The following is a 26458-nucleotide window of genomic DNA, read 5'->3' as shown; positions in this document are numbered from 1 at the left end:
ATGACTCTTATAGGGGAGAGGTGAGGTCGTGAAGGTCGTTCGGTTAGTGAAGAAAGCAAAAAAGGGGAGCAAAGAGGCATTGCTTCAACTGATCATGGATCAGCGGGACGACTATTATCGTCTTGCCCTAACATATATGGGAAATGAAAATGATGCGATGGACGCGATGGAAGAGATGATTGTCAGTTTGTATATGAATATTCACCAGCTACAGAAGGATGTAGCGTTTTACAGCTGGAGCAAAACCATTCTTGTAAATAGCTGCAAGCAGATGCTGAAGAAGCGACAAAAAATTGTATTGTTGGATGAATGGGAACCTGAGGAGTCGGGTCATAATCCTTATTTCCAAAGTGAACAGCAAATGGAAATCCAAGAAATGCTCACGTTTGTGAATGAATATCAGAAAGAGGCAATCCAGTTGAAGTACTTTCACGATTTGGATTACGAGACGATTGCCGCACTGACGAATGTTTCGGTCGGAACGGTGAAGTCAAGAGTTTTTCAAGGATTGAAAAAAATAAGAGAAGCTTACAGGGGTGAATCCCATGAAAGATATTGAGAAACGATTGGTTGAGGAGCAGGAGCGTTTAAATAAAATAACCGCGCCAGTGGAATTGGAAGGGCGACTTAGGCAGGCGCTGGACACTGTCCCTCGTAAAAAGAAACGGAAGCCTATTTGGCCAATGGCTGTCATTGCACTCTTATTCTTATCTGTTGTCGGTTTTAACTATAATGGGTTTGCCTATTATGGAAAGAAAATAATGGGGTTCGATGAATTGATGAGTGGCACGCTTGCTAATTTAAATGAAGAAGGTCTGGGGCAGACAATAGGGGAGAGTGTTGTACTTGAGGACGGAACTGAGTTTACTGTAGACGGCATTATGACAGATGCGAATCAGTTGATTCTTTATTACACACTTTCGAATCTCGATGAAATTGAAGATATTCAGCTGCCAAGGATTACTGGTTTTTTAACAAATTCGCATAGGGGAAGCGGAACGTCCATCATCAATGAGAATGCTTCTGAAATAAAAGGAGAAATGTCTTTTGCTCCGGTTAGCCCATTTGCGAAAAAATTAACATTGGAATATGAAAAACGAGCAATGAACGGAAAATGGATGACAGGAAGTATTTCATTTCCTTATGATCCGAATAAAGCGATGCAAACCGAAATTAGACAAAAGATCAAGGAAACGGTGAAAGTCGACAAAGGAATAATCACATTCAAATCACTCACAGCTACACCTACAGTAACCATCATCAAAGGAACAATGGATGTGGAAAATTTTGATCGAATTCATCTTCCGTATGAAAAAGTGGAGTTGCATGCGAACGGAAAGGCTATTGATCTGTTAGGCAGCGGCAGTGGCAGCTCATTGCGCGGCTCTGAATTCGAATTGCGTTTTGATGCTTTGCCAAAGGACCTAGATACGTTAAAGTTGGTAGTTAAGGAATTTGTCGGCTATACGATCGTTGATGAGAAGATTCAGCTTAGCCAGATCAATGAACAACCTATCCTGCTCAAGGGTGAGGATATTTGGGTGAGGGATGTCTTGGAAACTGAAGATGGAGTCGAAATTACAATTGCTTCGGACGATGACGTCCTTTTTGACGGTGTAACAATTGAAGGCCAAGGAAGTTCATCCCCGCTTGTAACAACTGTGAGACAAGACTTTGAAAAACTTTATAACGGAAGGATTTTGAAGGTGCGCACATTGGTATTTTCATCGGAGACGCCACCGGAATATATGACAATTAAAGGAATGCATCATATGAAGCCGGTTGATTACGAGATTGAAATTCCTGTGAAGTAGGAAATGAATCGTCATAGATGGCGGTTATACAGCTCTCTGAAATCAGTCGGTTAATTTTCGACAGGTCGGGAAAACTGATTATAGATTGACGGAAAGGAGCGTTTTTCTATGAATCAGAAAAAGGAACCTCATGAAAGACTGACTGAAAGAAATAATGGCTTAAGCTCGACGCAAGAAGTGTTGTATGCAAAAGAGTTTAAAAGTGCCGACAAAGCTGCTAAAGAAGATGAGAATAAAAAACGTGAAAAAGAGCAATAATGAGATGGCCACGACTGATTGCATCCCCCCTGCAATCAGCCGTGGCTTTTTTTGTGCCGGGATTAGAAAAAAACAACTTGAATTATCGTCAAACTGAAAAACATTTTCTACAAAAAAATTAACTAACATTTACATATATAATCTCAATTTATTATCCGATATAATAAGAGCAGGCATATTGAATGCTGAGAGACTATAAAGGGAATGAGAAAAATAAAAATAAATTGGAAGAAGTTATTGGTTCTGTTTTCAACCGTCTTCCTAGTGATACAGGTCGCGGGCAGCTTCTTTTTCTATGAGCTGGCAGTGAAGCGCGGCCCGAAAGAGTACTTGCAGGGAAATGCCGATTTGGAAGTTGCGGATGAGACGATGGAGCTTTACTTGAACGGTGACTGGAAAAAGTGGGTCGCCGCTCAGAAGTTCGAAACACTCAATCTGACTTCGAGGGATGGCCTTAATTTAACGGGCTACTATTTACCTGCCTCCAAACCGACGAACAAGCTCGTCATTTTGACGCATGGCTATTTAGGTCATGCGAAGCAAATGGGGCTATTCGGACAGTATTATCATAATGATTTAGGTTATAACATCTTCATGCCGGATGCACGAGGACATGGAAAAAGCGAAGGTGATTATTATGGATTCGGCTGGCCAGATCGGTTTGATCTAATCGATTGGACGAATCTATTAGTGCAAAAGCTTGGTCCTAAGACGGAAATTGCATACCACGGTTTATCGATGGGAGCTGCGACAGTGTTAATGGCAAGCGGTGAAAAGGAGCTTCCGCGTCAAGTGAATGCCATTATTGCGGATAGTCCGTACCAATCCGTCTACCAATTGTTCACCTACCAAATGAACCGGATGTTCCATCTTCCGGCATTCCCTTTATTGGATAGCACGAGCGCATTGACGAAAGTCCGTGCCGGTTATTCATTCAGGGAGGCAAGCGCTTTGAAGCAAGTGAGAAAAGCGAGTGTGCCGATCTTTTATATCCATGGGATGAATGATACATTCGTGCCTACGGAAATGGCTGGAGAATTGGAACGCAACACTTCAAGTGATACAGATATATTCCTCGTTCCGAACGCGAACCACGGAGAGGCGTTTGCGCTTGCAGGTGAAACCTATAAAGTGAAGGTCGGTCATTTCCTTGACCATTATATGAAATGAAAAGCCGGTCCCCGTCATGGGAACCGGTTTTTCATTTACCAGTCGGCTTGTTAGCTTTTCTGATTTTCGCAGGGTCCGTGTCACTATATTGTGCAGTTTCTATACCGCCGGTGCGGGCAAGAACTTCCTTCACTTCATTGTAGCTTAGCCCCGAGTTTGCATTTTGTCGTTTGACTTCTTCGATATCAGTTCCGGCTTCAGTGAATTTTTTTGAAATCTTCATTGTCTCCACCTCCATTGCATTAGGATTCCTGACAAAGGGTTTTTTATTCTTTTGTCGAATTTTGTTATGACGTTGCTAATGTTTTCTTTGAATTCAGCAAGGGAAAACAAGAATGGAGGTGGTTGAAATGGATAAGACAATTTACATTGTTCGTCATTGCTCGGCAGAGGGACAGTCGCCGCATGCGGATTTGACGGCAGAAGGCATTGTGCAGGCCGAAAAGCTGGCGGGATTTTTTTCAGAGTTGGCAGTGGAACGGGTCATTTCAAGTCCGTTCGTTCGTGCCAGGAGGACAGCAGAAGCGATTGCTGACGAAAAAAAGATCCACATTGAAGAGGATAGCCGATTGGCGGAGCGGACGTTGAGTTCGCATGCATTTGAAGATTGGCTATTGAAATTGGAGGATACGTTCCTCGATGTCCATTTGAAATATGAAGGCGGAGAATCTTCCCACGAAGCGATGGAGCGTGTTTGTAATGTTGTGGAAGAACTGCCCGACGATTCAAGGGTTGTACTCGTGACACATGGAAATCTGATGACGCTTTTGTTGAGATGTTATGATGAGCAGATCGGTTTTCAAGAATGGCAGGCATTGACGAATCCGGACGTATATCGTGTCCGACTTACGAGTGATAGCGTACAAGTGGAACGGATGTGGAAGGAAGAAGCTTTGCAATGAGTGAATCCGTCGTTGAAAGAATTTTGGAATTATAGTATAATGAAATTCATCTGAAGAGGAAGGGAATGACGTGTGGACGATGTACAACTAATCTTGGAGTTCCGGAAAAAGAAAAGTTTTATTCTTACGGATAACAGGATTGGTCTGTCCATTTTAATGTCATTTCCTCAAACGGCGCACGCACGTCCCTATGTATAGGGGTTTTTTGAGGTTTTTTAAAATTGGATAATGTTTACCGATCCTTCCGTTATCATCCGGAGGGATTTTTTTATGCCCTCCACCAGGGGAGGAATCACTATGTTACTAGGAAATATTCATCATCTAACGTACTCGATTGGAGATACGGTCATTTTGGAACACGTTTCGGCGGAGCTTCGGGAAGGGGCTTGCATTGCGATTGTTGGTCCGAATGGAGCGGGGAAATCTACATTTATGTCATTGCTTGCGGGGGAATTAAAACCGACGTACGGCTCCATTGAATGGATCGGGAAGAAGCCAAGCATTACGTATTTCAAACAGGAGCAAGAAGATGAAGGCAACATTGACTGGGAACAGTCGGAAACATCTTTGTACCGCTCAAAATGGAATGTCCCGGAGCAAGCTGAATATGCATCTGCCAGTGGCGGAGAACGAATGAAGATGCGCTTGTCAGCTGCGCTCTCTTCGAAAAGTGCTGTTGTTTTACTGGATGAACCGACGAACCATCTTGATACGAAGAGTTTGGACGAATTAGTGAGGATCATTAATGACAAGAAAACGACATATTTAATTGTATCTCATGATCGGCATTTCATTGACCAGACGGCAGATTTTGTTTTTGAAATTGAACATGGAAAGCTGACGGTGTATACGGGGAATTACTCGGCGTATTGGAAGAAAAAAGAGATGAACCGAGCGATTCAAGAACAGCATTTCATTCAACAGCAACGGAAGATTGCAAAAGTGGAAGAGCAGATGGCACAGCTTGCGGATTGGTCCGAGAAAGCGCATCGGGAATCTACGAAAAAGGGCGGCGGTGCGATGGGTGCAAAAGAATATTGGCGAATGAAGGCGAAAAAGAGGGATGTTCAAATCCGTTCGAAGCGGACGCGGTTGGAGGCGGAGCTTGAGAAGGAAAGGATTGAGAAGCCGGAGGAAGAAGTGGCTGTCGAATTCGATGTGAAAGGGAAACGGAAAAAAGGACATCGTGTGATGGAATTGAAGGATGTGCAAAAGGCGTTTGGAAGCAATGATTTGTTCAAAGATGTGTCCTTCACCGTTCAAGCGGGTGAGCGGATTGCACTTGTCGGTATGAACGGAAGCGGGAAGTCGACGCTTTTCCGAATGATGATGGGGCAGGAGAATTTTGAAGGAGATCTATGGCTGACGAAGGGCATGTCGATCGGCTATATGAGCCAGGCTGTGCTCGATTTGCCGGATGATGTGACGATTGCAGACCATTTCCATGCAAATACATTCCAAGAGCAAGGGATGATCCGGACACAGTTGACGAATCTCGGTTTTGGCAAGAAGCATTGGCAGTTGCCGTTAGGGCAGTTGAGCCAAGGCGAAAAGGTAAAGGTGAAGCTCATGCAGTTCATACTCGAAGGGACGGATGTGCTGCTATTGGATGAGCCGACGAATCATTTGGATTTGCCATCGAGGGAACAGCTCGAAAAGACGTTGTCGACTTTTCCCGGAACGCTGCTCTTCGCCTCGCATGACCGTTACTTCACCGAGCGGATGGCGGATAGCTTGCTCGTATTTGAAAAAGGAAGCATCCGAAAATTACCGATGACACTGCAGGAATGGGAGGAGCAGAAGACCGCTCCGCCGAAGGAACCGTCCATCGATGATCGCTTGCGTCTAGAGACCGAATTGCAGGCTGTCTTAGGAAAATTAAGCATGCTGAAGCCCGGCGACAGGGAATACGCGAAATTGGATCAGAAATTTCAAGAGCTTAGCAGGAAATTGAGAGAGCTGAAATAATGCAAACCCGCTTCGGACACATGCCGGAGCGGGTTTTATTATAGGGTACTTTTAAAGATGTAGCGTTATCTATTGAATGTGGAGAGTTATCTATCGAGTTCACAAAGTTATCTATTGAATAAATGAATTTATCACCAAAAAGGGACTTTCCTCCCGAACCGAAAAATGCTTCGGAAGTGAAGATCGCATTGTTTCGCAACCCGGCAACAAGGGCATTGACAATAAAAAGCCGCGCAATGTTTAGGTGGTCTGTCAATGCAGCAAAATGAAAGTAGGAGGCGATCTGTATGCTATTTGAAATTAAATCAGTAAAGCATGAGCATGACCTAATTTCATTCACATGGAATGACGTCGGTGGATTTTACAATGTGTATAAAGATGGCGAGCATTTGTATGAAGGGTCCTATCCAGAATTTCAGGATGGTGACTTTAAACATGGCAAGCTATATCACTATATGATTGAGCGGGTTGAAAATAATCAAGTCGTCGATGTGATTGCAATGCAGACATCGGCTTTCGCGGAAGAGAAAAATGTCGAAAACCCGTTGCAATTGCTTGTAATGACGACGATCGTCGCGCGGACGCAAATTGCGCTGGCGTGGGAGGGAATAAAAGACGTCACGGAGTATGAAATTTACCGGGACGGAGAATTTGTCGCGGAAATTGACACGAATCGCTTTATCGACCGTGACATCGATGTGGATCAATCATACGTCTATACAATTCGATCAAAGCGTCCGTTGAAGAAATCCGAAGAACGAATGACATCCGTGAAATCTGCACTTTCCAACCTATTTGGCATGTTGAATCCCGCTACGTCTACGTCAGAATCAGCTGTTGAGTCGTTCACGACGGTTAAATCAATCGGCAAAATAAGTGAAATGCTGAAGCCGATCAATGAACGGGAGCGGGAAATTTCGAATGTTGACCGGTGGAAATTCCGCTATACGACGTTTCTAAAGGATGAGTGGATCCGCAATCCAAATCCGCTGTCGCCGAATCATTTTTTCAAAGGGGACGGTCGGGGGTTCGATCCAAACGGAGAAAACTTCCGAACACGTGTGGACATTGAGTTGGCCTATGATGAAAAAGGAGAACCGATGACCTTCACGAAAGAAGTCGGAATGACCGTCGCTTATAATCATTTGAAACACTTCAAGGAAAAAGCGAGGGCTTCCGCTGACGGCATAACGATGAAGAGAACTGACCACAAAAAAGGAGAAAGTGGTTTTCTGCTGGAGCATACTGTCGGCAATCCGTTGGCCACTGCGCCGAAAATTGACTATGAAGTAAATGCCGTCTTCAGGAGGCATGGCACATTCGACATGTCGGGCTATTTCGATCCGGCTCCCCATCACGAAATTTATTTGATGAGAGGGAGAGGAGAAGCATGGCAGCCTATTATTCAAGTCGAAAGCAGGGGGCTTGCGTTTATGTCGGAGGCGATTGCCTACCATTATTGGCGCTGCTCGAATTTTGAATGAAACATCGTTTTTGACAACATAATCTGGTTCTGTTATTATTATCTTGAATTCGAGATATAGTGGGCAACAGTTTATATTGCCTCTGCGATAAATTTGTGAACGGTTAAGGTCTTCATTCACATAATTCAAGATATTAGGGGGAAAAATTATGAAACATATTTTCAAGCAAGGTACTGACAAGTCTAAGCCGACCCTTCTTCTGCTTCATGGTACAGGTGGGACGGAACAGGATTTATTGCCGCTTGCGGGATTGATCGATCCGGACGCTTCTGTATTAAGTGTACGGGGGAATGTGCTGGAAAACGGAATGCCGCGGTTTTTCCGTCGCCTTGCGGAAGGTGTTTTCGACGAGGAGGACTTGATTTTCCGAACGGAAGAATTGCACACATTTCTAGACGAGGCAGCGGAAGAGCATGGGTTTGACAGATCGAACATTGTCGCTATCGGTTATTCGAACGGGGCCAATATCGCAGGAAGCCTGTTGTTCCATTACGCAAATTCGTTGAAAGGTGCCATTTTGCATCATCCGATGGTGCCAAGACGAGGAATCAGACTGCCTGATTTGGCGGGAATTCCGGTGTTCATCGCAGCAGGGAAGAATGATCCGCTTTGTTCAGCACAAGAGTCGTCGGACTTGCAGGAGTTGTTAGCTGGAGCTGGCGCTTTGACAGAAGTTCATTGGGAAATGAACGGACATTCGTTGACGCGTACAGAAGTGGAAGCGGCTGCGGAATGGTATCGTAAGAACTTTTAATGTGAAAAAAGCCGATCCTCTATGGGTCGGCTTTTTGGATTTATGCGTGATTTTCTCATATTATGCGGGTTTCTTAGTGTTTATGGACTTTTATGAGGAGTTATGCGTTTCTGTGGGGAGTTATGAGCTTTTGCTGGATTTTATGCGTTTTTGAGCCGATTTATGCGTGATTACAATGAAATATGCGTTTCTGAAAGCCGTTCCTCTTAAATGGAACGGCTTTTTGGTGGTCGCGGCCATATGAAATAGGAAACGGAGATGGCGAAATCGATTCCGAGGACAATCGCCCATACTTTCAACATGCCGGAGAGGGCTTCCGTTTTGGATGGATCATCGATCAGGTAAATCATCAGGAACAAGAAAGTGCCGCCAATGATGAATGCAAGCACATGCTGCAGCGAGCCTTTCATCGAGTGTTTTGCATAGGCGAGCCCATATTTCCGAACCGGTTTCGAGCCTTGCTTTTTGACATAATACAAAAATCTTTCGTCCGCCCAGCGGATCATGCTCTTTCCGAATGCGATTGAAACGCCAAGGTAGATGGCGGCGATCCCATGGACTTGCGTGGCGGTGGCGCCGTTGTAAAGATCGTTCGCCGTGACGATTAGCAATAGAAGATCAATGACTGGAGTTAAGGCGAGAAAAAATAGACCGAGACGTTTTTTATTAAAGATATACCGTGTGACAAGCCCAGCAGCAATGACAACCCAAAATCCGATTTCACAAGCAATGATGATCCAAGCAATAAAATTCATAGAAACACCTCTTTTTAAAATCCGTTAAATTAATTGTATCGTACCATAGAATGGAAAATTTGTATTTCTAACATATGTGGAGTAGAGGAGAGATTTGTCTGGAAAGAGAAAAAAGGTCTGCCAATCGGTTGTTTCCCGGTTGACAGACCGTGTTCATTGTTGAGATAGGCTCCATAACAAACTCATTCATTCGGCAGCTCAATCTTGAATTTCGTCCCTGCGCCTTTTTCACTCTCTACGGCAATTGTTCCACCGTGCAACGTGACCAATTGTTTTACGATTGATAATCCTAACCCGAACTCGCCATACGGATTCGTCGTCCGTGAGTCGATCGCTTTGTAGAAACGGCTCCAAATCTTCTCGATTTCACTTGGATCCATCCCAATACCTGTGTCCTCGATTTCAATGATTGTGCTCTCCTCCGACGTATAGCCCCGGAGCCAAATTGTACCGTTTTCTGTGAATTGGATGCTGTTCTTTGTAATGTTGATGAGCACTTGGGTGAGTCGATCATAATCGGCGAAGACAGTAGCTTTTTCATCGACCTCGACGATAATTGCATCTGCCCGCTCGGCGGCAGCTTCCTCCAATTGATCTTGAATGATACTGAGCAGCTCCATTAGTTGAATCTCCTGTTTCAAAAGAGTCACTTGGTTGGAGCGGATTTTTTCGTAATCGAGATTTTCATTCACGAGGCGGATGAGGCGCATCGTTTCGCTGCTTGCAAGCTGGAGGCCTCGCTCTTTTTCTGATTCTGAAATCATGTCATTTCGTAATCCTTCGATAATGCCGCGGATTGTTGTGAGCGGCGTCCGGAGTTCATGCGATACGTCCGCCATGAATTGCCTCCGGCGATTTTCTAGACTTTCGATTTCTTCTGCTGATTTTTCGAGCTTCTCGACCATCTTGTTGAAGTCCCCTGCAAGCTCTCCAATTTCATCAACACCCGCTGTCGGAATCCGTACGGAATAGTCGCCTTGAGCTACATTCGCCGTCGCTGAACGAAGCCGATTGATGCGTCTTCCGTGGAACGTCGATAGAAGGCCGCTCAATAGCAATGTAATTGCGAGGGCGATGAAGGTCGTATAGATTAAATAGCTGTTCATTTGCGAAATGACTTCCCGAGATCCTTTGATCGGGGAGGTTAATAACACACCGCCGACGAACTGGTTTCGGTGGAAATAGGGGAGAAGGACGAAAGTGACTGCCTGTTCGAAACGTTTGTATTCTTGTTTCACAGTAATCGTTTTTCCGTTTTGTAATTCACGCCATTCTTCCTCATTCAATTCGATCAAAGGCGTTTTCAGACCTGTTGAATAAATGATGGCTGACTTTTCGTCGAATAAAGAGTATTGGATATCTCGGCCTTCCAATACATATCCGTATGATTTTAAAATGGACCGTGAATTCCTTTGATCCTGCTCGATATCGGTCAATATCGATTGCCCGTATGAAGCGAGTTCCTCGGTTTTATTGTCATAGACGAATTGCTCGACGAAGTGTGAAAACAGCAGGCTAAGGATTAGAAAGGCGATGATGATGACACTGATATGACTTGCCAGTTGCTGATGGAAATATTTGATTTTCATTCTGCATCACCGGTCGTTTCGTCAAATCGATAGCCGACACCCCATACTGTATGGAAAAATGGTTGATCTGCTTTCGAGACCTTCGATCGTAGTCGTTTAATATGCACGTCTACCGTCCGGTCATCGCCGTAAAAATCGTAGCCCCACACTCGATCCAACAGCTGTTCACGCGAAAACACCTGCTTTGGATGTTGGATGAAAAATTGGAGCAAGTCGAATTCCTTCGGCGTCAAGTTCGGTACAGGCTTGCCGTCCAATAGGACTTCGCGAGTCGCTATGTTGATCGTGAAATGATTCGTCTTAAGCGTATCACTATCGAAGTCGTCATCTTTTTTAACGGCATAACGCCGTGTAACAGCTCTTATACGTGCCATGAGCGCAAGTGGGCTGAACGGCTTCGTCACATAATCATCCGCGCCCATTTCGAGCCCAAGAACTTGGTCGGATTCACTATCTTTCGCTGTCAGCATGATGATCGGCACAGCAATCTCAGCTTGCCGCAATTTCCGGCAAATCGTCACACCATCCATCCCGGGCAGCATCCAGTCGATGATCAGGCAATCCCAACTTCCCGACATTGCCCGCTCAAACCCTTGAAGACCGTCTTTTACGAATTCGCCGTGAATCCCTTCTTTTTCAAAAAACAGTTCAATCATGGAAGATACGCTTTCATTGTCTTCGATTACGAGGATTTTCATTTGCTGTCCTCCTAAGTACAAGTTTCTCTATCTCTAATTATAACGGAATGCAAAAGAAAAACCCGCTTAGCAATCTAAACGGGCTCGATAATTATTCGTCTACTTTAATTGTTTTTAGTTCAATAGATGCGCCATACGGGTGGATGATCACACCTTTAACATTCGGCTTTTGCAAGTATGCTTTTCCTTCAAAGTATAATGGACCTAATGTGCCGTCATCAACGAGCATCAATTTTTCGGCATCTATCAACATTTGAAGGCGTTTGTCTTCATCTGCCTCGACAAGGGCACTGTCGATCAACTTCTTATACTCTTCGTTATAGTAGTTCCCGCGAAGGCCACGTAGCGGTTCACCGATCCACAGGCTTAAAATATCCATCGCATCATTATAATCCGCGCCCCAGCGAGAGATTCCCATTTGGAATTCGTTCGCTCGCATTGCATCCAAGCGGCCGCTGTACGGTTTCGTATCAATTTGCACATCGATGCCTAGATTCTTTTTGAATTCACTTTGCAGGAAAATTGCTGTGTCTTTAGCGATCGTATCGTCAGCAGTTAGTATCTTAAGCGGTGGCAATTCACCAACTTCGGCGATTCCTTTTTCCAAGTATTCTTTCGCTTTTTCAACATCCATTTTGATATGGTCTCCGCTCAACTCACGGAATGTCTTATCGCCGTTACCGTGTACGCCAGCAGCGACTAAACCATAGGCAGGTGCAGATCCGTTATTCAATACTGTTTTTGTCAATGTCTCCGCGTCATATGCGAGTTGGAAAGCTTTACGGATATTGACATTATCGAATGGCTTCTCGAGGAAGTTGAACTGCAAGTACCAAGAAATGAATTCAGTTTCAGTGCCGAATTCCGGGCTGTCCTTGTAGGAATCAACATCGGATGACGCCAAGTATACCCGGTCCAATTCTCCAGCTTCATACAAGTTCAATGCGGTGCTTTGTTCTTTAATAACTTTCATCGTTACTTTATCGACGTCTACATTGTCGAAATCCCAATACTCTTTGTTCTTCACTAATGTAACGCCTTGAGCTTGATTGTATTCAGTCAATACGTATGGCCCGTTATAAAGAATTGCATCCGCTGTCAGCGCGAATTTATCTTCTCCAACTTCGTTGATGAATTTCTCATTTAAAGGGAAGTATGTGACAAAAGCCGTCAACCCGAGGAAGAACGGTGTCGGTGCTTTCAAAGTTACGACAAGTGTTTTCTCGTCGGGCGTTTCAATCGCAACTGCAGATGCGTCAGCTTCGCCATCGACAAACTCCTGTCCCCCTACAATATAATCGGACAAGATATTTGCGTAGCCGCCCGCTGTATCAGGGTGCATTGCTCGCAGCCATGAATATTTGAAGTCTTCCGAAGTGACAGGATCGCCATTGCTCCATTTGATGCCATCACGTAAATGGAATGTATACGTCAATTTATCGTCGGAGACGTCTACGCTTTCCGCCATAGCGGGCTGGGGTTCGTTGTTTTCATCCAAACGGTAAAGCCCCTCCATCACGTTGTTTAGCACGGAAAATGATATGCCATCCGTCGTCAATACTTGGTTCAAGTCAGGGATATCATTCGCAAGGCTCAAGTTGACGACTTTTTCCTTTTTGTCATTCGTCTCGCCAGTCTTTTCACCGTCGTTGTCTTTCGAGTCGGTGAAGCCGCAGCCGCTTAAAATGACTGCCATGACCAAAGAGAGTACGAGTAAAAAATTGAATTTTGTTTTCATTGGAATCCTCCTATTCTACTTATGTCTTACGAAAGTACTTCTTCCTCTTGAGAATGCGGTAGAGCCTTCCTGCCTGGACGATGGTCGAGGAAGTTCTTATATGCAAACCCTTTCACTTCATCCTCGCTATACTTTTTCAACAGCTCATTAATCAGATTTGGTTGCATTGAGGCATCTTCAAGACCGATGATTTTTTCAGAGATGCCGTCGAAATCCGATCCTAACCCAATTTGGCTGACTCCTCCAAGGGAGCAGAAGTGATCGATATGAGCGATGAGGTCTGATATGGATGCATCTCCTTTTTCGATTACAAAAGGTGGGTTGTATACGACGTGGATCAGCCCATTCTTTTTGAATAAATGCATCGCCTGCTCATCTGTCAAGTTCCGTCGATGATTGCAGATCGTTTTCGAGTTGGAATGACTCGCTATCGGATAATGAGCTAAATCCATAACATCCCAAAAAGCCTTTTCACTTAGATGGGAAACATCTGAAAGAATCAGATTTTCATTGCAAAATTCGATAATTTCTTTTCCGAAAGACGTTAAGCCCGCCCCGCGTTCTTCTCCGACACCGTCAGCAGCTAAATTCGCATTATTCCACGTCAACCCAATCGAAAGGACGCCTAATTCACGGAGGATCGACAGTTTTTGCATGTCATTCCCGATGCAGTCGACTCCTTCAAGCGTAAGGAAAGCTCCGATTTGCCCTGCTTGTAATTGATCAAAATCATCCCAAGTTTTTAATGCTTTCATATTCGGATTTTTGCCAATCACTTCGGTGTAAAAATAATGGATTTGATCGAGTGCAGCTTGGAATTTATAGTCCGACTTCATGGATGGTGATATGAAAATGGCGAACGTCTGTATTCGAACGCCGCCTTGCTTCAGTTTGTCGTAAGTGACATCGAACTCATTGGAATCTTTGAATGAAATTTTTCCTTCCGCCTTATGCAGTCTATATAAGACGTCACAATGCAAATCAATGATATTCAATTGCTCCCATCCTCTCTAGACAAGCATTCATGTAAGCCTTGAATAAGCGTACGGAGAACTGGTCGGCATTTTCCATCAAAGCCTCGGGATGCCATTGCACACCGACGACGAAATGGTGATCTGGGCTTTCAATTGCCTCTACAATGCCGTCACTTGCTTTACCCGAAACGATAAGCGGAGAGGGGATATCCTTCAACGCTTGATGATGAAACGAATTCACCATGATTTTTTCTGAAGCCGCGATGGACTCTAGCAATGTGCCTTTTTCAAGGTGAACCGCATGTGATTGGTGATCCCTTTTCGCTTTTTGGTCATGCTGTAATAAAGCACTTACGCTTTGTGAGTGAATGTCCTGGTATAGTGTTCCGCCAAAAGCTACATTCAGAACTTGGTGTCCTCTGCATATACCGAGGATTGGTTTATCCAAAGAGAGCATATGCCTTACAAGCTCCAATTCAGCCGTATCTCTTTCAGGAGTAACGTTTCCAAGCTGTGGAAGAGGCTCTTCATTGAAGAGTTGAGGATTCATATCACCTCCGCCTGAGATAAGCAATCCATCTAGCAGCTTAGTAATCTGTTGTGCATCTTTTTCCACCCCTGTTGGTATGACAACGGGTATGCCTCCACCAGTGATGACCGCCTGGATGTACGTGTTTTGAATCGAGTGAGTAGACGAATCTATGTTGGAAGTAATGCCAATGACTGGTTTCAATTCTCAATCCCCCTTTTTTATTTGTGAGTAGAACATAACTTCACCACCCATCAGAATAGTCTGACGAATAAGTTGTTATAACCTTATCAAACCTGAAAGAACCTTTCAAGATGTTTTTAAACTATTTTATTTATTTTATTTAATTCAAATAGATCGTTATGCAGAAAGTTAAAATTAATTAAATAAAGTGGTTGAAATAAGTTGTTTTAAGCTTTATACTTGTTTGAAAATAAAGTGAATTGGAGTGTTATAAAATGTCTGAGCTGCTTGTCGCAGTAGAGCGAGGTCGATTGGTAGAAAGTATACATAGAGGCGACATCGCAATTGTCGATTCGAAGGGAGAGGTGATTTCTTCCGTTGGCGATATCGAAAAAGTCATTTTTGCGCGTTCTTCTATGAAGCCACTGCAAACGATTCCGATTATCGAGACGGGTGCAGCCGATCGTTATCATTTCGACGATGGAGATTTGGCATTGGCATGTGCTTCCCATAATGGCGAAAAGCAGCACACTGAACGAGCTGCATCGATTATAAGCCGATTAGGTTTGGAAGTGGGTCATTTGAAATGTGGCATGCATCCTCCAAGGCGGCAGGAGGCGTATGAAGAACTTATAAGAAGTGGGGGAAATGTTACGCCGATCCACAATAACTGCTCTGGAAAACATAGCGGAATGCTTGCGACTGCGAAACATATGAATGAAAGTGTGGACGACTATTACAAAATCGACCATCCTGTACAACAGCGAATCCTTATGGTCATTAGTGAGTTGACGGATGTGCCGATGGAAGATATCCAAATCGGCATAGACGGTTGCGGTGTTCCCGTCCATGGGATTCCGTTACGGAATTTGGCGCTTGGGTTTGCACGAATGGCTGATCCGAGCGAACTGGAAGAATCGCGACAGCAATCCATCCGCCGGGTGACAACAGCTATGATGAATGCACCGGAAATGGTCGGTGGCACATCCCGTTTCTGTACAGATTTCATGAAGCATTTGAGTGGAAAAATGTTCGGCAAAGTTGGTGCAGAAGGGGTTTATTGTGTTGGGGTGCCAAAAGCGGGGATCGGGATAGCCGTAAAAATAGAGGATGGCAATGCACGCGCCACTTCCGCTGTCATCATGGAAATCCTTAGCCAGATGGATTTGCTCGATGAACAGGAAGCGAATGCTCTTGAATCATATCATTATCCTCCTCTATTGAATGCAAGGAAAGAGTTGGTAGGTATGTTGAAGCCTATGTTCAGCATTTATAAGACTGTGAGATAAATATGAAACTCGCGCGAAGGGGTGAAAGGGATGAAGAAATTCTTATTCGTCAGGGTCATCAATATCATCTTGACACTTGTTGTCATTGCGACCGCTACGTTTTTTCTGATGAAATTATTGCCGGGTTCGCCTTTTGATGAAGAAAGGCTGGCCGCACTGACGGAAGAGGCGAGGACTGAGTTCTATGCCAAGTACGGACTCGACAAACCTATAATCATGCAATATGGAATCTATATGGGGAACTTGGTGAAGGGCGATTTGGGAACGTCCTTTTATTTTAAAGGGCAAAAGGTTGAATCGCTCATCAAAGATAGGATCGGACCTTCCGCATTGCTAGGCTTGCAAGCGGTGATCTTAGGGATGTCAATCGGTCTCATTCTCGGAATGGTTGCCGCATTCAGGCATAATACCGCGTGGGATTACTTCACGATGTTCATTGCCGTCATTGGTGTTTCGATACCGAACTTTGTTTTTGCGGCATTGCTGCAATATTATATCGGGTTGAAATGGGGGATTCTTCCCGTCGCTTTCTGGGAGAGCTACAGCAGCTCGGTGCTGCCGACAATCGCTTTAGCGATGATGGTTATCGCCCTTATTGCACGATTCACGCGAAATGAAATGCTTGAAGTGTTGCAGCAAGATTATATATTGACTGCAAAATCAAAAGGGCTTTCAAAATGGAGTGTCGTTTTTAACCATACGCTCAGAAATTCACTTATCCCGATCATTACTATTTTAGGGCCAATTACGGTCAGCTTGCTTACAGGCTCTCTCGTTATTGAAAATATTTTCGGCATACCGGGAATCGGAAGCTTGTTTGTTGACTCGATCAAAGTGAATGACTATACGACAATCATGGGGTTGACGTTGTTTTACAGCGCGTTTTACATTTTGACGATTTTGGTCGTCGATTTATTATATGGGATCATTGATCCGCGAATACGTTTGACAGAGTCGAAGGGGTGAGGATGATGGCAAACAATAGCGTAAAAGAATATGAAGCCCGGCCGGTTGAATTGGTTGAAATGGATTTCGAGGAAAATTCCTTTGAAGTCGTCGGCTATCAAAAAGATGCACAGGAAGTCATCACTCGACCGCAAATGAGTATGTTCAAGGAAAGTTGGATACGCCTTAAGAAAAATAAAGGCGCGATGCTAAGCTTGGTCATTTTATCTATTATCATTGTCATGGCGATTATTGGGCCGCATCTTAACGAGTACTCCTACGAGCAGACCGATTACGATAAAGTGTTCCAGAAGCCGAGCAGCGAGCATTGGCTCGGAACGGACCGTTTCGGCCGAGACCAATGGACGCGGATTTGGGAAGGGACAAGAATATCTTTATACATCGCATTTTTAGCGGCTACTCTCGACTTGATCATCGGAGTTATGTATGGAGCTATTTCCGCTCTATTAGGCGGGCGAGTCGATAACGTCATGCAACGGATCATTGAAGTGTTAGTTGGCATTCCGAATCTTATTTTAATCATCTTGCTTATTATGCTTATGAAACCGGGGATTGTCACAATTACAATTGCGATGGTCATTACGGGATGGGTAAATATGGCGAGGCTTGTAAGATCACAAGTGTTCAAACTGAAAACCCAGGAATTTATCCTCGCCTCAAGGGCGTTAGGAGCATCGAACGGCAGGCTCATTAAAGAGCATTTCATTCCGAATACAGTCGGTTTGATTATTGTCAATATGATGTTTACGATTCCTGCAGCGATTTTCACAGAAGCATTTTTAAGTTTCATCGGGCTTGGGCTACAAGAGCCGCTCGCTTCTCTTGGTGTTTTAATAAACGACGGATTCCAAGCAATGAGAAACCATTTCTACCTCTTATTGTTCCCGGCATTGGTCATTGTTGGACTAATGGTCTGCTTCAACTTGTTGGCGGACGGTTTAAGGGATGCGCTCGATCCGAAAATGAAAAAATGATGTGTTGGTTGTACTGGATATATTGAACAAGGGGGGGATTTCGATGAAGCCATTACTGGAAGTGAAAGACTTACATGTATCATTTCATACCCAGGCGGGGGTCGTTAAAGCCGTCCGGGGTGTCAATTTTACGATAAATGAAGGAGAAACTTTGGCGATTGTAGGGGAATCGGGTTCAGGCAAATCGGTCACGTCCAAAGCGATCATGAAGTTGCTGCCGGATAAAATCGCTACATATGATGACGGACAGGTTCTATTCGATGGTCAAAACTTGCTTGAAGTACCTGAGAAGAGAATGGAAGTTGTCCGCGGTTCGGAAATCGCCATGGTGTTCCAAGACCCGATGACGGCACTGAATCCTACGATGACCATTGGAAAACAAGTCGCAGAAAGTGTCATTAAGCATCAAGGGTTATCGAAAAAAGAGGCGCAGATACGAGCAATTGAAATTTTGGAGCTGGTCGGCATACCGGAGCCGGCAACGCGCATACATCAGTATCCCCATCAGTTTTCGGGCGGAATGAGACAGCGTGTCGTCATCGCGATTGCTATTGCGTGTAATCCGAGGCTCCTCATTGCAGACGAACCAACAACAGCCTTGGACGTAACAATTCAAGCGCAGATATTGGATTTATTAAAAGACATTCAAAAGCGAATGGGCACGGCAATCATCCTCATCACCCATGACTTGGGCGTTGTTGCAAATATGGCGGATAAAGTCGCAGTCATGTATGCAGGCAAAATCGTTGAAGAGGGGACGGTCAATGAAGTCTTTTATGAATCCCAGCACCCTTATACATGGGGGCTATTGAAATCGATTCCCGATTTGGATGCGGATGAGGAGCTCTACTCCATCCCTGGTTCGCCTCCCGATTTATTGCACCCGCCAGTAGGGGATGCATTTGCTGCGCGAAACGAATTTGCCTTGGCGATCGATTATAAAACCCAGCCGCCGATGTTCAAAGTATCGGACAGCCATTATGCAGCTACTTGGATGCTGCATCCGAAGGCTCCTGATCTATCGACGGTCATTCAAGTGAAAGAAAGGGAAAGAGTTGCAGTAGCAAAAAAGAGGAAAAGTAAAATAGGGGATGCGTCCCCAATCATCCAAGTGAAGGATCTACAGAAGCATTTCCATCTTTCCGGCAACAAACAATTGCGCGCTGTTGATGGCGTTTCTTTCGATATAAAGAAAGGGGAGACGCTCGGCTTGGTCGGCGAGTCGGGATGCGGGAAATCGACAACCGGAAGAACAATCATCCGTTTATATGAACCTACAGGCGGAGAAGTGTACTTTGACGGCGAGCCTATTCATGGCCAGTTGAAAAAGGGACAGGAAAATCGAATGAAGCAAAAGATACAAATGATTTTCCAAGACCCATATGCTTCTCTTGATCCGCGGAAAAAAGTGCTCGATTCTGTTGCGGAAGGCATCGATATCCATCGATTGGCGGCTAGTCCAAAAGACAGAAAAGATATTGTGCAAAACCTTCTTGAAATCGTAGGATTGAATAAGGAATTTATGAATCGCTACCCGCATGAGTTTTCGGGAGGTCAAAGGCAAAGGGTTGGAATTGCCCGTGCGTTGGCGGTAAACCCGGAAGTGATCATTGCGGATGAGCCGATCTCTGCGCTAGATGTATCGATCCAAGCTCAAGTCGTGAATTTGCTGAAGGATTTGCAGTATGAGAAAGAACTGACGTATTTATTTATCGCGCATGATATTTCTATGGTGAAGTATATAAGTGATCGTATTGGTGTTATGTATTTAGGGAGTCTTGTCGAGCTTGCTCCTACAAAAGCGATCAGTGAAAATCCTCTTCATCCTTACACGCAAGCTTTAATGTCTGCAGTTCCGGTTCCGGATCCTATGGAAGAACGGGGCAGGGAACGCATCGTGCTAACGGGGGATCTTCCGAACCCGATGAATCCACCGACTGGATGCCGTTTCCGGACACGCTGTCCGTTTGCAATGGAAAAATGCAAGGAGACACCCATTTGGAAAGAGGCTGAGAAGGACCATTGGGTTGCCTGTCATCTCATCGATTGAATGAAGCGATTCTGCTAGCGAAACAGTCTATATACCTAGTCATTATGGTATGATAGAAACTGAATTAGTGGATGGATAAGGGAAGATGAGGAGAAAGAATGAAAACCAAAATTCATATCATCTCGATACAAGAAGGCTATTTAACGATAATTTACGAGCAACTAGAGCTTATATTTGGTGATAAGGCGATTATTTCGAAATTGGTTGTCAAGGATTTGGATGGAGACAGCATCTCCAAGGAGGATATTGTTGTTTTATCCAGATCGATTCTGACGGGAGTCATCCGCCCCTTCATTCCGAAAGAATGCAAGACGATCATCGGCCATCGGGAAGTGAATATCGCGAACACAAAGCGATTGATTGATTTGCCTGCGGGACAAAAATTATTAGTTGTAAACGATACACTTGAGAACGCCCAGGAAACTTTGGATTCCTTAAAAAATATTTTCTTTACCCATATGTACTATTTGGATGATGAAAACAATCCCGATCAAGCAATTCCTTCGGATATCGATTACATTGTCACTCCAGGAGAGATGGAATTCGTCCCAAGCAGATATTCAAATGTCATCGATATTGGCGATCGGTTGTTATCGTATGGCACGATATGGGCAATTGCTGAGGCGTTGGAAGCAGGGTTCACTCACGAGCAAATGGTGAATCGTTATGTAAAATCCCAAGTTTCACTTGCCGATCCTAATGCCGTCGAGTATGAGTCGGAAAAGGACTCCTATGCAGAAGGTGCAAACCTATCGCAAAGTGAGATACAGTCCATTAACAAGAAAATTGAAGAGCATGGCTTTCTGAAGGAAAGCATAAAAATATTAACCATTTATGCTGAAGGGAAAGCTCAGCTAAAAACATTTGGACGGGTAAAGCTGAAAAAGCTTCTTGAGGAACATGATGTTTATTTATCCGAACAGCAAATCCGCTTGCGTTTGGAAGTGTTGCAAGAGCTAGGGCTTTTGAACGCCCGCCAAGGAAGAAGCGGAACAACAATCACGAATTTAGGGGAAAGCTATTTGCAGGCAGAAAATTTGATTCAATCATAAATAAACACCTCCGCCACAACTGAAAATGGCAGAGGTGTTTATATTTTTTATTCTACTGATGAATTGCTTGTCAACGTCAATTCGACTGTCCGTTTTTGCGAGCCTGTGTAGACGGTGAAAGTCGCTTTGTCTCCAATGGAAAGCTCGGAATAAAGGAATTTACGCAGTTCCATTGAATTGTTAATGGCGGTTCCGTTAATTGCAGTAATGACGTCCTGCTCTTTTAAACCGGCCTTGCCTGCGGAGGATGTCGGGTCAACGCTTGCGACCATTACGCCGCCTTTCACTTCTTGCGGCAGGTTCTGCACATACATATATGGCACGTCAGCAAGATCTGCGAGGCCGATGCCGATATAAGGGCGTTCGATTTTGCCGTTTTTCGTAATTTGTTCAAGCAATGGAACGACTTCATTGCTCGGGATTGCGAAGCCAAGGCCTTCTACGCCGTTTTCCGCGATTTTCAGACTGTTGATGCCGATCAGTTTGCCGTCAGTCGTCAATAGGGCGCCGCCGCTGTTGCCGGGATTGATCGCTGCGTCAGTTTGGATGACGTTCATTTCCCAGCTGCCCGCGGTCGTATTCACGTCGATGGAACGTGAAGGCGCACTAATGATACCTTGTGTGACTGTGCCGGAGAAATCTAGACTGAGCGGATTTCCGATTGCGACGACCGGGTCGCCTGCACGCAATTTATCGGAATCACCAAATTCAAGAGCAGTATCGACTTGTTTGCTGCTGATTTTCAAGACTGCCAAATCGGTCAATGCGTCGCTTCCGATCAGTTCAGCAGTTTCCTTTTCTCCGCCTTGCAATGTCACTTCGATTTTACCAGCACCTTCGATGACGTGGTTATTCGTCACGATATAGGCGCTTTCTCCGTCAATTTTATAAATGACGCCAGATCCTGTTCCATACTCCGAAAGCTCCGAGTTGCCGGCGAATCGGTTGCCGTTAGATTTGAAATTCGATACACCGACAATCCCTTTTGATGCATGCTCCACCATATCGGATAGCGTTGCAGGGGAATCCGCCGACGTTTGAACGATATTCGGACTTGAGGAAGAATTCCCCGTCACAGCAGACGCCGTCTCTTCCTTATATGTTTTTGTCTGTAAAATATCAGTATTTGCCACGACTCCCAACGTAAGCGCTGAGCCGAGAATGCCCGCCCCGACTGTCGAAACGAAACGTTTGCCAAATGAACTTGCCATAATAAAAACTCCTCTCTTGTACTCGTTGTTTTCATTGTAAAAGGAAAGTATGAACAAATTATTACGGAGGAATGAACAAATGGTAAACGATGGACGACTATAAGACCTTAGTAGACGGTGATAAACTATCTAACTTGCAATAGTTTGTATAGTCAGATAGAATGAATTCACAGACTCTTCATTCTTAATAACCGCATCAAATGTAAGCGTATTCAATAGGAATGGCACAACAGACTCGCGCATATGGTGGCTTTGTGTGCAATTTTTGCACTTACTATAGCAATCTATAAAGAATAGGGAGGAATGGAACATGGTACAAGCTGTTGAGAATCACGTTTATGCATTTCCGAACACAGAAGGGGCAAAGGTGAATTTCAAGGAACGCTATGATAATTTTATCGGCGGAAAATGGGTTGCCCCGGTGAATGGTCAGTACTTCGACAACCCGACTCCAGTCACAGGCAAAGTGTTTACACAAGTGGCGCGTTCGACTGCTGAAGACATTGAGCTAGCGCTGGATGCGGCACATGCTGCAAAAGATGCTTGGGGTAAAACATCCGTCACGGAACGGGCGAATATCCTGTTGAAGATCGCTGATCGAATGGAAGCAAATCTTGAAATGCTTGCCGTTGCGGAAACGTGGGAAAACGGAAAAGCAGTTCGTGAAACATTGAATGCCGATCTGCCGCTCGCGATCGACCATTTCAGATATTTCGCTTCGGCAATCCGTGCGCAAGAAGGCGGAGTCAGCCAAATCGATGATAATACAGTGGCGTACCATTTCCACGAGCCGATCGGGGTCGTAGGCCAGATCATCCCTTGGAACTTCCCGCTGTTAATGGCGGTTTGGAAGCTTGCTCCTGCGCTCGCTGCAGGGAACTGTGTAGTGCTGAAACCAGCAGAACAAACACCGTCATCCATTTTAGTATTAATGGAATTGATTGAGGATTTATTGCCTGCTGGAGTCGTTAATGTCGTTAATGGTTTCGGATTGGAAGCGGGCAAACCGCTTGCGTCAAACCCTCGGATCGGAAAAATCGCATTCACGGGTGAAACGACGACGGGCCGCCTCATCATGCAATATGCATCACAAAACTTGATTCCTATGACGCTTGAGCTTGGCGGGAAATCGCCAAATATCTTCTTCGAGGATGTTATGGCGGAAGACGATTCATTCCTTGATAAAGCGATCGAAGGCTTCGTCATGTTTGCGCTGAACCAAGGGGAAGTGTGCACATGCCCTTCACGTGCATTAATCCAGGAGTCCATTTACGACAAGTTCATTGAGCGTGCGATTGAGCGCGTCAAGGCGATCAAGACTGGTAACCCGCTCGATCCGACAGTCATGATGGGTGCACAAGCTTCGACAGAGCAACTGGAAAAAATCCTTTCATACCTCGATATCGGTAAACAGGAAGGTGCCGAGTGCCTCGTCGGTGGCGAGCAGAATAAACTAAGCGGCGAATTGGCGGACGGATATTATGTCAAACCGACCGTCTTCAAAGGGAATAATAAAATGCGCATCTTCCAAGAGGAGATCTTCGGACCAGTCTTGTCTGTCACGACGTTCAAGACGAAAGAAGAAGCTTTGGAAATTGCGAACGATACATTATACGGTTTAGGGGCAGGCGTTTGGACTCGTGATATGAATACGGCGTATCGCTTCGGACGGGGCATTGAAGCAGGACGCGTCTGGACGAACTGCTACCATGCATATCCTGCGCATGCCGCTTTCGGAGGCTACAAAGCGTCTGGAATCGGACGAGAAAACCATCTGCAAATGCTTGCTCATTACCAACAGACAAAAAATATGCTCGTGAGCTATAGCGAAGAAAAACAAGGATTCTTTTAAGAAACACTTGATTGTTGAGTGAAAAGGAGGAATGCCGATGCCAGAACGCGTTCTTGCAACGGACGCTGCTTTGGAATTGATTGAACTATTAAAGGGTAAGCATGGCCCATTGATGTTTCACCAATCGGGAGGGTGTTGCGACGGCTCTTCTCCGATGTGCTATCCGGAAGGCGATCTGATCATCGGTGATCAGGACGTCCTTCTTGGGCATATCGGCGGCACGCCTTTCTACATGCATAAAAACCAATTTGAATATTGGAAGCATACACAGCTGATCATTGACGTCGTGGATGGAAGGGGAGGCATGTTCTCCTTGGAGGGAGTGGAAGGGAAGCGATTCCTCACACGGTCCCGCGCTTTCACGACGGAGGAGAATGAAAGGCTCAAACAAGCTCCTAAAGCATAAGAAAAAGGTTCCGGGCACCCGGAACCTTTTTCTTATTATTTAATCGTTAAGCTTAACAAGTTCGTCAATAGACTCGCAGCAAATGCGCGCGTCGCTGGTTCAGTTGGATGGAAAGCCCCCTCCTCCAACGAGATGACGCCAAGTCCGCTCATTATTGCAATTGCTTGGACCGTTTCTGCATCATAGTCTCCCATATCAGCAGGTGGTGTGAATGTATTGGAATCAGGGATATCGCCCCCAAGCTCATTCTCTGCTACGCGCCATACCATTAGTGCTAACTGTGCACGTGTTACATTTTCAGTCGGCTTGAATTGACCGTCCTCCCCTTTGACGAGGCCACTCGCAAAGGCAGTTTGAATATCAGTCTGCGTTTCTGCTGCATAATCGCTAATATCATCGAATGGAGAGGCGACATCAGCTGCTGGCAACTGCAATGCACGTACGAAGATTGAAGCCGCTTGCGCCCGCGTCAATGCATTTTCAGGTTTGAAAGATCCATCCGCATAGCCGTTGAAAATTCCAAGTGAAGCAGCTTGCTCAATTGCATCCTCAGCCCAATGACCTTTAATGTCGTTGAATAACGCGACTGCAGCTTCTGTCGTCACTGTTAAGGAAGGTGACTCCTCGCTGCTCGTGCCGTTTTCATCTACTGCCACGATGGAAAACGTATACGATTGATCTTCTTCCAATTCTTCAACCGTGAATGAATTCACATCGCTTTCAACGGATCCGATCTTTTCATCCCCGAGATAAATATCATATGTCGCAATCTGCCCCTCAGATAGTGCAGGCTTCCATGCGAGTGTGATGGCATCTGTTGAAACTTCTTCAGCTACGAAAGCATCAACCGGAATCCAAGGATAATCAGCTTGTACTTTATTCCAGAATTGTTCCGCTACTATTTGATACCCTTCAGGACTCAAGTGGATATTTTGTGGATTTGGCAAGTTCACCTTGAAATCTTTTGCGACAGCATCAGCAGTTTGAATCCAATCAACATTCGGCAATTGTGCTGCCGTCTCAATTGCTGTATTCACACCCGCCAACAACTGCGCGAGCAAAGGTTGAATCTCTGCCGGCAAATGTGGATAAGGATTGTAATAGCCCATCACATAAACTTGCGCGTCAGGATTGAGCTTATGGATTTCTGTAATGATCTTCATCAAGTTCATACCGACTTGCTTAATCTCCATTTGGAGTGCCTGCTCGTCATATGTGACAGCAAACGTCTTCGGGTCAATCTTCACATGCGCAAGGACATCATTTGCACCCGCACTGATCGTAATCAAACCTGCATCAGCAATCGCGTCATGAAGCTTGACGGAATTGCCATCAGCATCTTCCCGCATCGCATTTTCTTCGATATCTTTCAGCACATCCTTTGTTGTATAGCCAGGCACAGCAAAGGATTTATTGAATGAATCCAATAGCCCTGTTTCTTCCATAGTGCCTGCAAGGTAATCGGCATAGCCGTCACCCATTTCCCCAAGATGATCCATTCCCGCAGCAAGTGAATCCCCTAAAGCAAGATAACTCGCGGAAGCGACCCAAGTTGGAGCGGCAATTTCAGTTGTACTCTCATTAACCGTTGTGTTAGCGCTTACAATTTGAAGAGGTGCAATCCCTGCATAAAGCAAGAGCGCCAATACAGCAAACAACTTACATATAAACTTTTTTCCCATATTTCCTCCCTTTGGAACTGTTTTTCTACATTTTACCTGACAATTATGAAATATTCAACATAGTAAGTAAGACCTTGTTGGACAAACATCTTGCTACTCCCAAATGTATGTCTGCTTCAAAAAATTTATATGCAAAACAAAAAAGGAGCCTCTCATAAAA

Annotated in this window: 24 protein-coding genes; 15 read left to right on the top strand and 9 right to left on the bottom strand. The window is 44.9% G+C overall.

Annotated features, from left to right (window positions below):
* The first annotated feature begins 28 nt into the window (after positions 1-28).
* The 4 genes from AC0L13_RS19040 (at position 29) to AC0L13_RS19025 (ending at position 3242) form a co-directional block, all read left to right on the top strand.
* Positions 29-559 carry a sigma-70 family RNA polymerase sigma factor gene (locus AC0L13_RS19040; protein WP_473642311.1) on the top strand — a complete coding sequence of 177 codons (531 nt, stop codon included), beginning with the start codon at positions 29-31 and terminating at the stop codon, positions 557-559.
* Positions 546-1814, top strand: coding sequence for a DUF4179 domain-containing protein (locus AC0L13_RS19035; protein ID WP_473642310.1), 1269 nt, complete (start codon positions 546-548; stop codon positions 1812-1814). The genes AC0L13_RS19040 and AC0L13_RS19035 overlap by 14 nt, the downstream gene beginning before the upstream one ends.
* Positions 1815-1922: 108 nt before the next feature.
* The gene (locus tag AC0L13_RS19030) at positions 1923-2072 is read left to right on the top strand and encodes a YfhE family protein (protein WP_473642309.1); all 150 of its coding nucleotides are present in this window, start codon (positions 1923-1925) and stop codon (positions 2070-2072) included.
* A gap of 204 nt (positions 2073-2276) precedes the next feature.
* Positions 2277-3242, top strand: a complete 966-nt coding sequence (locus tag AC0L13_RS19025) for an alpha/beta hydrolase (protein WP_473642308.1) — start codon at positions 2277-2279, stop codon at positions 3240-3242.
* 31 nt (positions 3243-3273) lie between these two features.
* Here the strand turns inward: AC0L13_RS19025 and AC0L13_RS19020 are convergent, their stop codons facing one another.
* Positions 3274-3465: a gamma-type small acid-soluble spore protein gene (locus AC0L13_RS19020; protein WP_473642307.1), complete on the bottom strand. Its 192-nt coding sequence runs from the start codon at positions 3463-3465 to the stop codon at positions 3274-3276.
* A 127-nt stretch (positions 3466-3592) separates the two neighbouring features.
* Here AC0L13_RS19020 and AC0L13_RS19015 point away from each other — a divergent pair, with 127 nt between their 5' ends.
* The 4 genes from AC0L13_RS19015 (at position 3593) to AC0L13_RS19000 (ending at position 8350) form a co-directional block, all read left to right on the top strand.
* Positions 3593-4144, top strand: a complete 552-nt coding sequence (locus tag AC0L13_RS19015) for a histidine phosphatase family protein (RefSeq protein ID WP_473642306.1) — start codon at positions 3593-3595, stop codon at positions 4142-4144.
* A 297-nt stretch (positions 4145-4441) separates the two neighbouring features.
* Positions 4442-6112, top strand: a complete 1671-nt coding sequence (abc-f, locus tag AC0L13_RS19010) for a ribosomal protection-like ABC-F family protein (protein ID WP_473642305.1) — start codon at positions 4442-4444, stop codon at positions 6110-6112.
* Positions 6113-6399: 287 nt separating this feature from the next.
* Entirely contained in the window at positions 6400-7596 is a 1197-nt protein-coding gene (locus AC0L13_RS19005; protein ID WP_473642304.1) for a DUF3238 domain-containing protein, read from the top strand.
* 148 nt (positions 7597-7744) lie between these two features.
* The gene (locus AC0L13_RS19000) at positions 7745-8350 is read left to right on the top strand and encodes an alpha/beta hydrolase (protein ID WP_473642303.1); all 606 of its coding nucleotides are present in this window, start codon (positions 7745-7747) and stop codon (positions 8348-8350) included.
* A gap of 206 nt (positions 8351-8556) precedes the next feature.
* On the opposite strand, the gene AC0L13_RS18995 is transcribed toward AC0L13_RS19000, so the two are convergent.
* The 6 genes from AC0L13_RS18995 to AC0L13_RS18970 form a co-directional block, all read right to left on the bottom strand.
* Complete coding sequence (locus AC0L13_RS18995) at positions 8557-9105, bottom strand: hypothetical protein (RefSeq protein ID WP_473642302.1); 549 nt, start codon at positions 9103-9105, stop codon at positions 8557-8559.
* A 182-nt stretch (positions 9106-9287) separates the two neighbouring features.
* Positions 9288-10694, bottom strand: coding sequence for a HAMP domain-containing sensor histidine kinase (locus tag AC0L13_RS18990; RefSeq protein WP_473642301.1), 1407 nt, complete (start codon positions 10692-10694; stop codon positions 9288-9290).
* Complete coding sequence (locus AC0L13_RS18985; RefSeq protein WP_473642300.1) at positions 10691-11392, bottom strand: winged helix-turn-helix domain-containing protein; 702 nt, start codon at positions 11390-11392, stop codon at positions 10691-10693. The genes AC0L13_RS18990 and AC0L13_RS18985 overlap by 4 nt, the downstream gene beginning before the upstream one ends.
* 91 nt (positions 11393-11483) lie before the next feature.
* Entirely contained in the window at positions 11484-13130 is a 1647-nt protein-coding gene (locus AC0L13_RS18980; protein WP_473642299.1) for a peptide ABC transporter substrate-binding protein, read from the bottom strand.
* Positions 13131-13156: 26 nt separating this feature from the next.
* Positions 13157-14125, bottom strand: coding sequence for a dipeptidase (locus AC0L13_RS18975; protein WP_473642298.1), 969 nt, complete (start codon positions 14123-14125; stop codon positions 13157-13159).
* A complete protein-coding gene (locus tag AC0L13_RS18970; RefSeq protein WP_473642297.1) occupies positions 14112-14837 on the bottom strand; it encodes a gamma-glutamyl-gamma-aminobutyrate hydrolase family protein in 726 nt (241 codons plus the stop codon). The genes AC0L13_RS18975 and AC0L13_RS18970 overlap by 14 nt, the downstream gene beginning before the upstream one ends.
* 254 nt (positions 14838-15091) lie before the next feature.
* On the opposite strand from AC0L13_RS18970, the gene AC0L13_RS18965 reads away from it, so the two are divergent.
* From AC0L13_RS18965 to AC0L13_RS18945, 5 genes are all read left to right on the top strand, one after another.
* Positions 15092-16105: an asparaginase gene (locus tag AC0L13_RS18965; protein ID WP_473642296.1), complete on the top strand. Its 1014-nt coding sequence runs from the start codon at positions 15092-15094 to the stop codon at positions 16103-16105.
* 30 nt (positions 16106-16135) lie between these two features.
* Entirely contained in the window at positions 16136-17071 is a 936-nt protein-coding gene (locus AC0L13_RS18960) for an ABC transporter permease (protein ID WP_473642295.1), read from the top strand.
* Between the two features lie 59 nt (positions 17072-17130).
* Positions 17131-18045: an ABC transporter permease gene (locus tag AC0L13_RS18955; protein WP_473647127.1), complete on the top strand. Its 915-nt coding sequence runs from the start codon at positions 17131-17133 to the stop codon at positions 18043-18045.
* 43 nt (positions 18046-18088) lie between these two features.
* Positions 18089-20095: an ABC transporter ATP-binding protein gene (locus tag AC0L13_RS18950; protein WP_473642294.1), complete on the top strand. Its 2007-nt coding sequence runs from the start codon at positions 18089-18091 to the stop codon at positions 20093-20095.
* 98 nt (positions 20096-20193) lie between these two features.
* A complete protein-coding gene (locus AC0L13_RS18945) occupies positions 20194-21147 on the top strand; it encodes a winged-helix domain-containing protein (protein ID WP_473642293.1) in 954 nt (317 codons plus the stop codon).
* A 47-nt stretch (positions 21148-21194) separates the two neighbouring features.
* Here AC0L13_RS18945 and AC0L13_RS18940 read toward each other — a convergent pair whose 3' ends face one another.
* The gene (locus tag AC0L13_RS18940) at positions 21195-22358 is read right to left on the bottom strand and encodes a S1C family serine protease (RefSeq protein WP_473642292.1); all 1164 of its coding nucleotides are present in this window, start codon (positions 22356-22358) and stop codon (positions 21195-21197) included.
* 310 nt (positions 22359-22668) lie between these two features.
* Between AC0L13_RS18940 and adh the strand changes: the two genes are divergently transcribed.
* Complete coding sequence (adh, locus tag AC0L13_RS18935) at positions 22669-24210, top strand: aldehyde dehydrogenase (protein WP_473642291.1); 1542 nt, start codon at positions 22669-22671, stop codon at positions 24208-24210.
* Between the two features lie 37 nt (positions 24211-24247).
* Positions 24248-24616 carry a DUF779 domain-containing protein gene (locus tag AC0L13_RS18930; RefSeq protein WP_473642290.1) on the top strand — a complete coding sequence of 123 codons (369 nt, stop codon included), beginning with the start codon at positions 24248-24250 and terminating at the stop codon, positions 24614-24616.
* A gap of 35 nt (positions 24617-24651) precedes the next feature.
* Here AC0L13_RS18930 and AC0L13_RS18925 read toward each other — a convergent pair whose 3' ends face one another.
* Positions 24652-26298, bottom strand: coding sequence for an S-layer homology domain-containing protein (locus AC0L13_RS18925; RefSeq protein WP_473642289.1), 1647 nt, complete (start codon positions 26296-26298; stop codon positions 24652-24654).
* Positions 26299-26458 lie beyond the last annotated feature (160 nt).

This window comes from Sporosarcina sp. QA0331, assembly GCF_055808055.1.
This window is presented reverse-complemented; position numbering and strand designations above follow the sequence as displayed.

What these genes read in the sequence shown, in the direction of transcription:
- AC0L13_RS19035 (WP_473642310.1), top strand. Translation starts at nt 546, where the DNA reads ATGAAAGATATTGAGAAACGATTGGTTGAGGAGCAGGAGCGTTTAAAT.
- AC0L13_RS19030 (WP_473642309.1), top strand. Translation starts at nt 1,923, where the DNA reads ATGAATCAGAAAAAGGAACCTCATGAAAGACTGACTGAAAGAAATAAT.
- AC0L13_RS19025 (WP_473642308.1), top strand. Translation starts at nt 2,277, where the DNA reads ATGAGAAAAATAAAAATAAATTGGAAGAAGTTATTGGTTCTGTTTTCA.
- AC0L13_RS19020 (WP_473642307.1), bottom strand. Translation starts at nt 3,465, where the DNA reads ATGAAGATTTCAAAAAAATTCACTGAAGCCGGAACTGATATCGAAGAA.
- AC0L13_RS19015 (WP_473642306.1), top strand. Translation starts at nt 3,593, where the DNA reads ATGGATAAGACAATTTACATTGTTCGTCATTGCTCGGCAGAGGGACAG.
- abc-f (WP_473642305.1), top strand. Translation starts at nt 4,442, where the DNA reads ATGTTACTAGGAAATATTCATCATCTAACGTACTCGATTGGAGATACG.
- AC0L13_RS19005 (WP_473642304.1), top strand. Translation starts at nt 6,400, where the DNA reads ATGCTATTTGAAATTAAATCAGTAAAGCATGAGCATGACCTAATTTCA.
- AC0L13_RS19000 (WP_473642303.1), top strand. Translation starts at nt 7,745, where the DNA reads ATGAAACATATTTTCAAGCAAGGTACTGACAAGTCTAAGCCGACCCTT.
- AC0L13_RS18995 (WP_473642302.1), bottom strand. Translation starts at nt 9,105, where the DNA reads ATGAATTTTATTGCTTGGATCATCATTGCTTGTGAAATCGGATTTTGG.
- AC0L13_RS18990 (WP_473642301.1), bottom strand. Translation starts at nt 10,694, where the DNA reads ATGAAAATCAAATATTTCCATCAGCAACTGGCAAGTCATATCAGTGTC.
- AC0L13_RS18985 (WP_473642300.1), bottom strand. Translation starts at nt 11,392, where the DNA reads ATGAAAATCCTCGTAATCGAAGACAATGAAAGCGTATCTTCCATGATT.
- AC0L13_RS18980 (WP_473642299.1), bottom strand. Translation starts at nt 13,130, where the DNA reads ATGAAAACAAAATTCAATTTTTTACTCGTACTCTCTTTGGTCATGGCA.
- AC0L13_RS18965 (WP_473642296.1), top strand. Translation starts at nt 15,092, where the DNA reads ATGTCTGAGCTGCTTGTCGCAGTAGAGCGAGGTCGATTGGTAGAAAGT.
- AC0L13_RS18960 (WP_473642295.1), top strand. Translation starts at nt 16,136, where the DNA reads ATGAAGAAATTCTTATTCGTCAGGGTCATCAATATCATCTTGACACTT.
- AC0L13_RS18955 (WP_473647127.1), top strand. Translation starts at nt 17,131, where the DNA reads ATGGATTTCGAGGAAAATTCCTTTGAAGTCGTCGGCTATCAAAAAGAT.
- AC0L13_RS18950 (WP_473642294.1), top strand. Translation starts at nt 18,089, where the DNA reads ATGAAGCCATTACTGGAAGTGAAAGACTTACATGTATCATTTCATACC.
- AC0L13_RS18945 (WP_473642293.1), top strand. Translation starts at nt 20,194, where the DNA reads ATGAAAACCAAAATTCATATCATCTCGATACAAGAAGGCTATTTAACG.
- AC0L13_RS18940 (WP_473642292.1), bottom strand. Translation starts at nt 22,358, where the DNA reads ATGGCAAGTTCATTTGGCAAACGTTTCGTTTCGACAGTCGGGGCGGGC.
- adh (WP_473642291.1), top strand. Translation starts at nt 22,669, where the DNA reads ATGGTACAAGCTGTTGAGAATCACGTTTATGCATTTCCGAACACAGAA.
- AC0L13_RS18930 (WP_473642290.1), top strand. Translation starts at nt 24,248, where the DNA reads ATGCCAGAACGCGTTCTTGCAACGGACGCTGCTTTGGAATTGATTGAA.
- AC0L13_RS18925 (WP_473642289.1), bottom strand. Translation starts at nt 26,298, where the DNA reads ATGGGAAAAAAGTTTATATGTAAGTTGTTTGCTGTATTGGCGCTCTTG.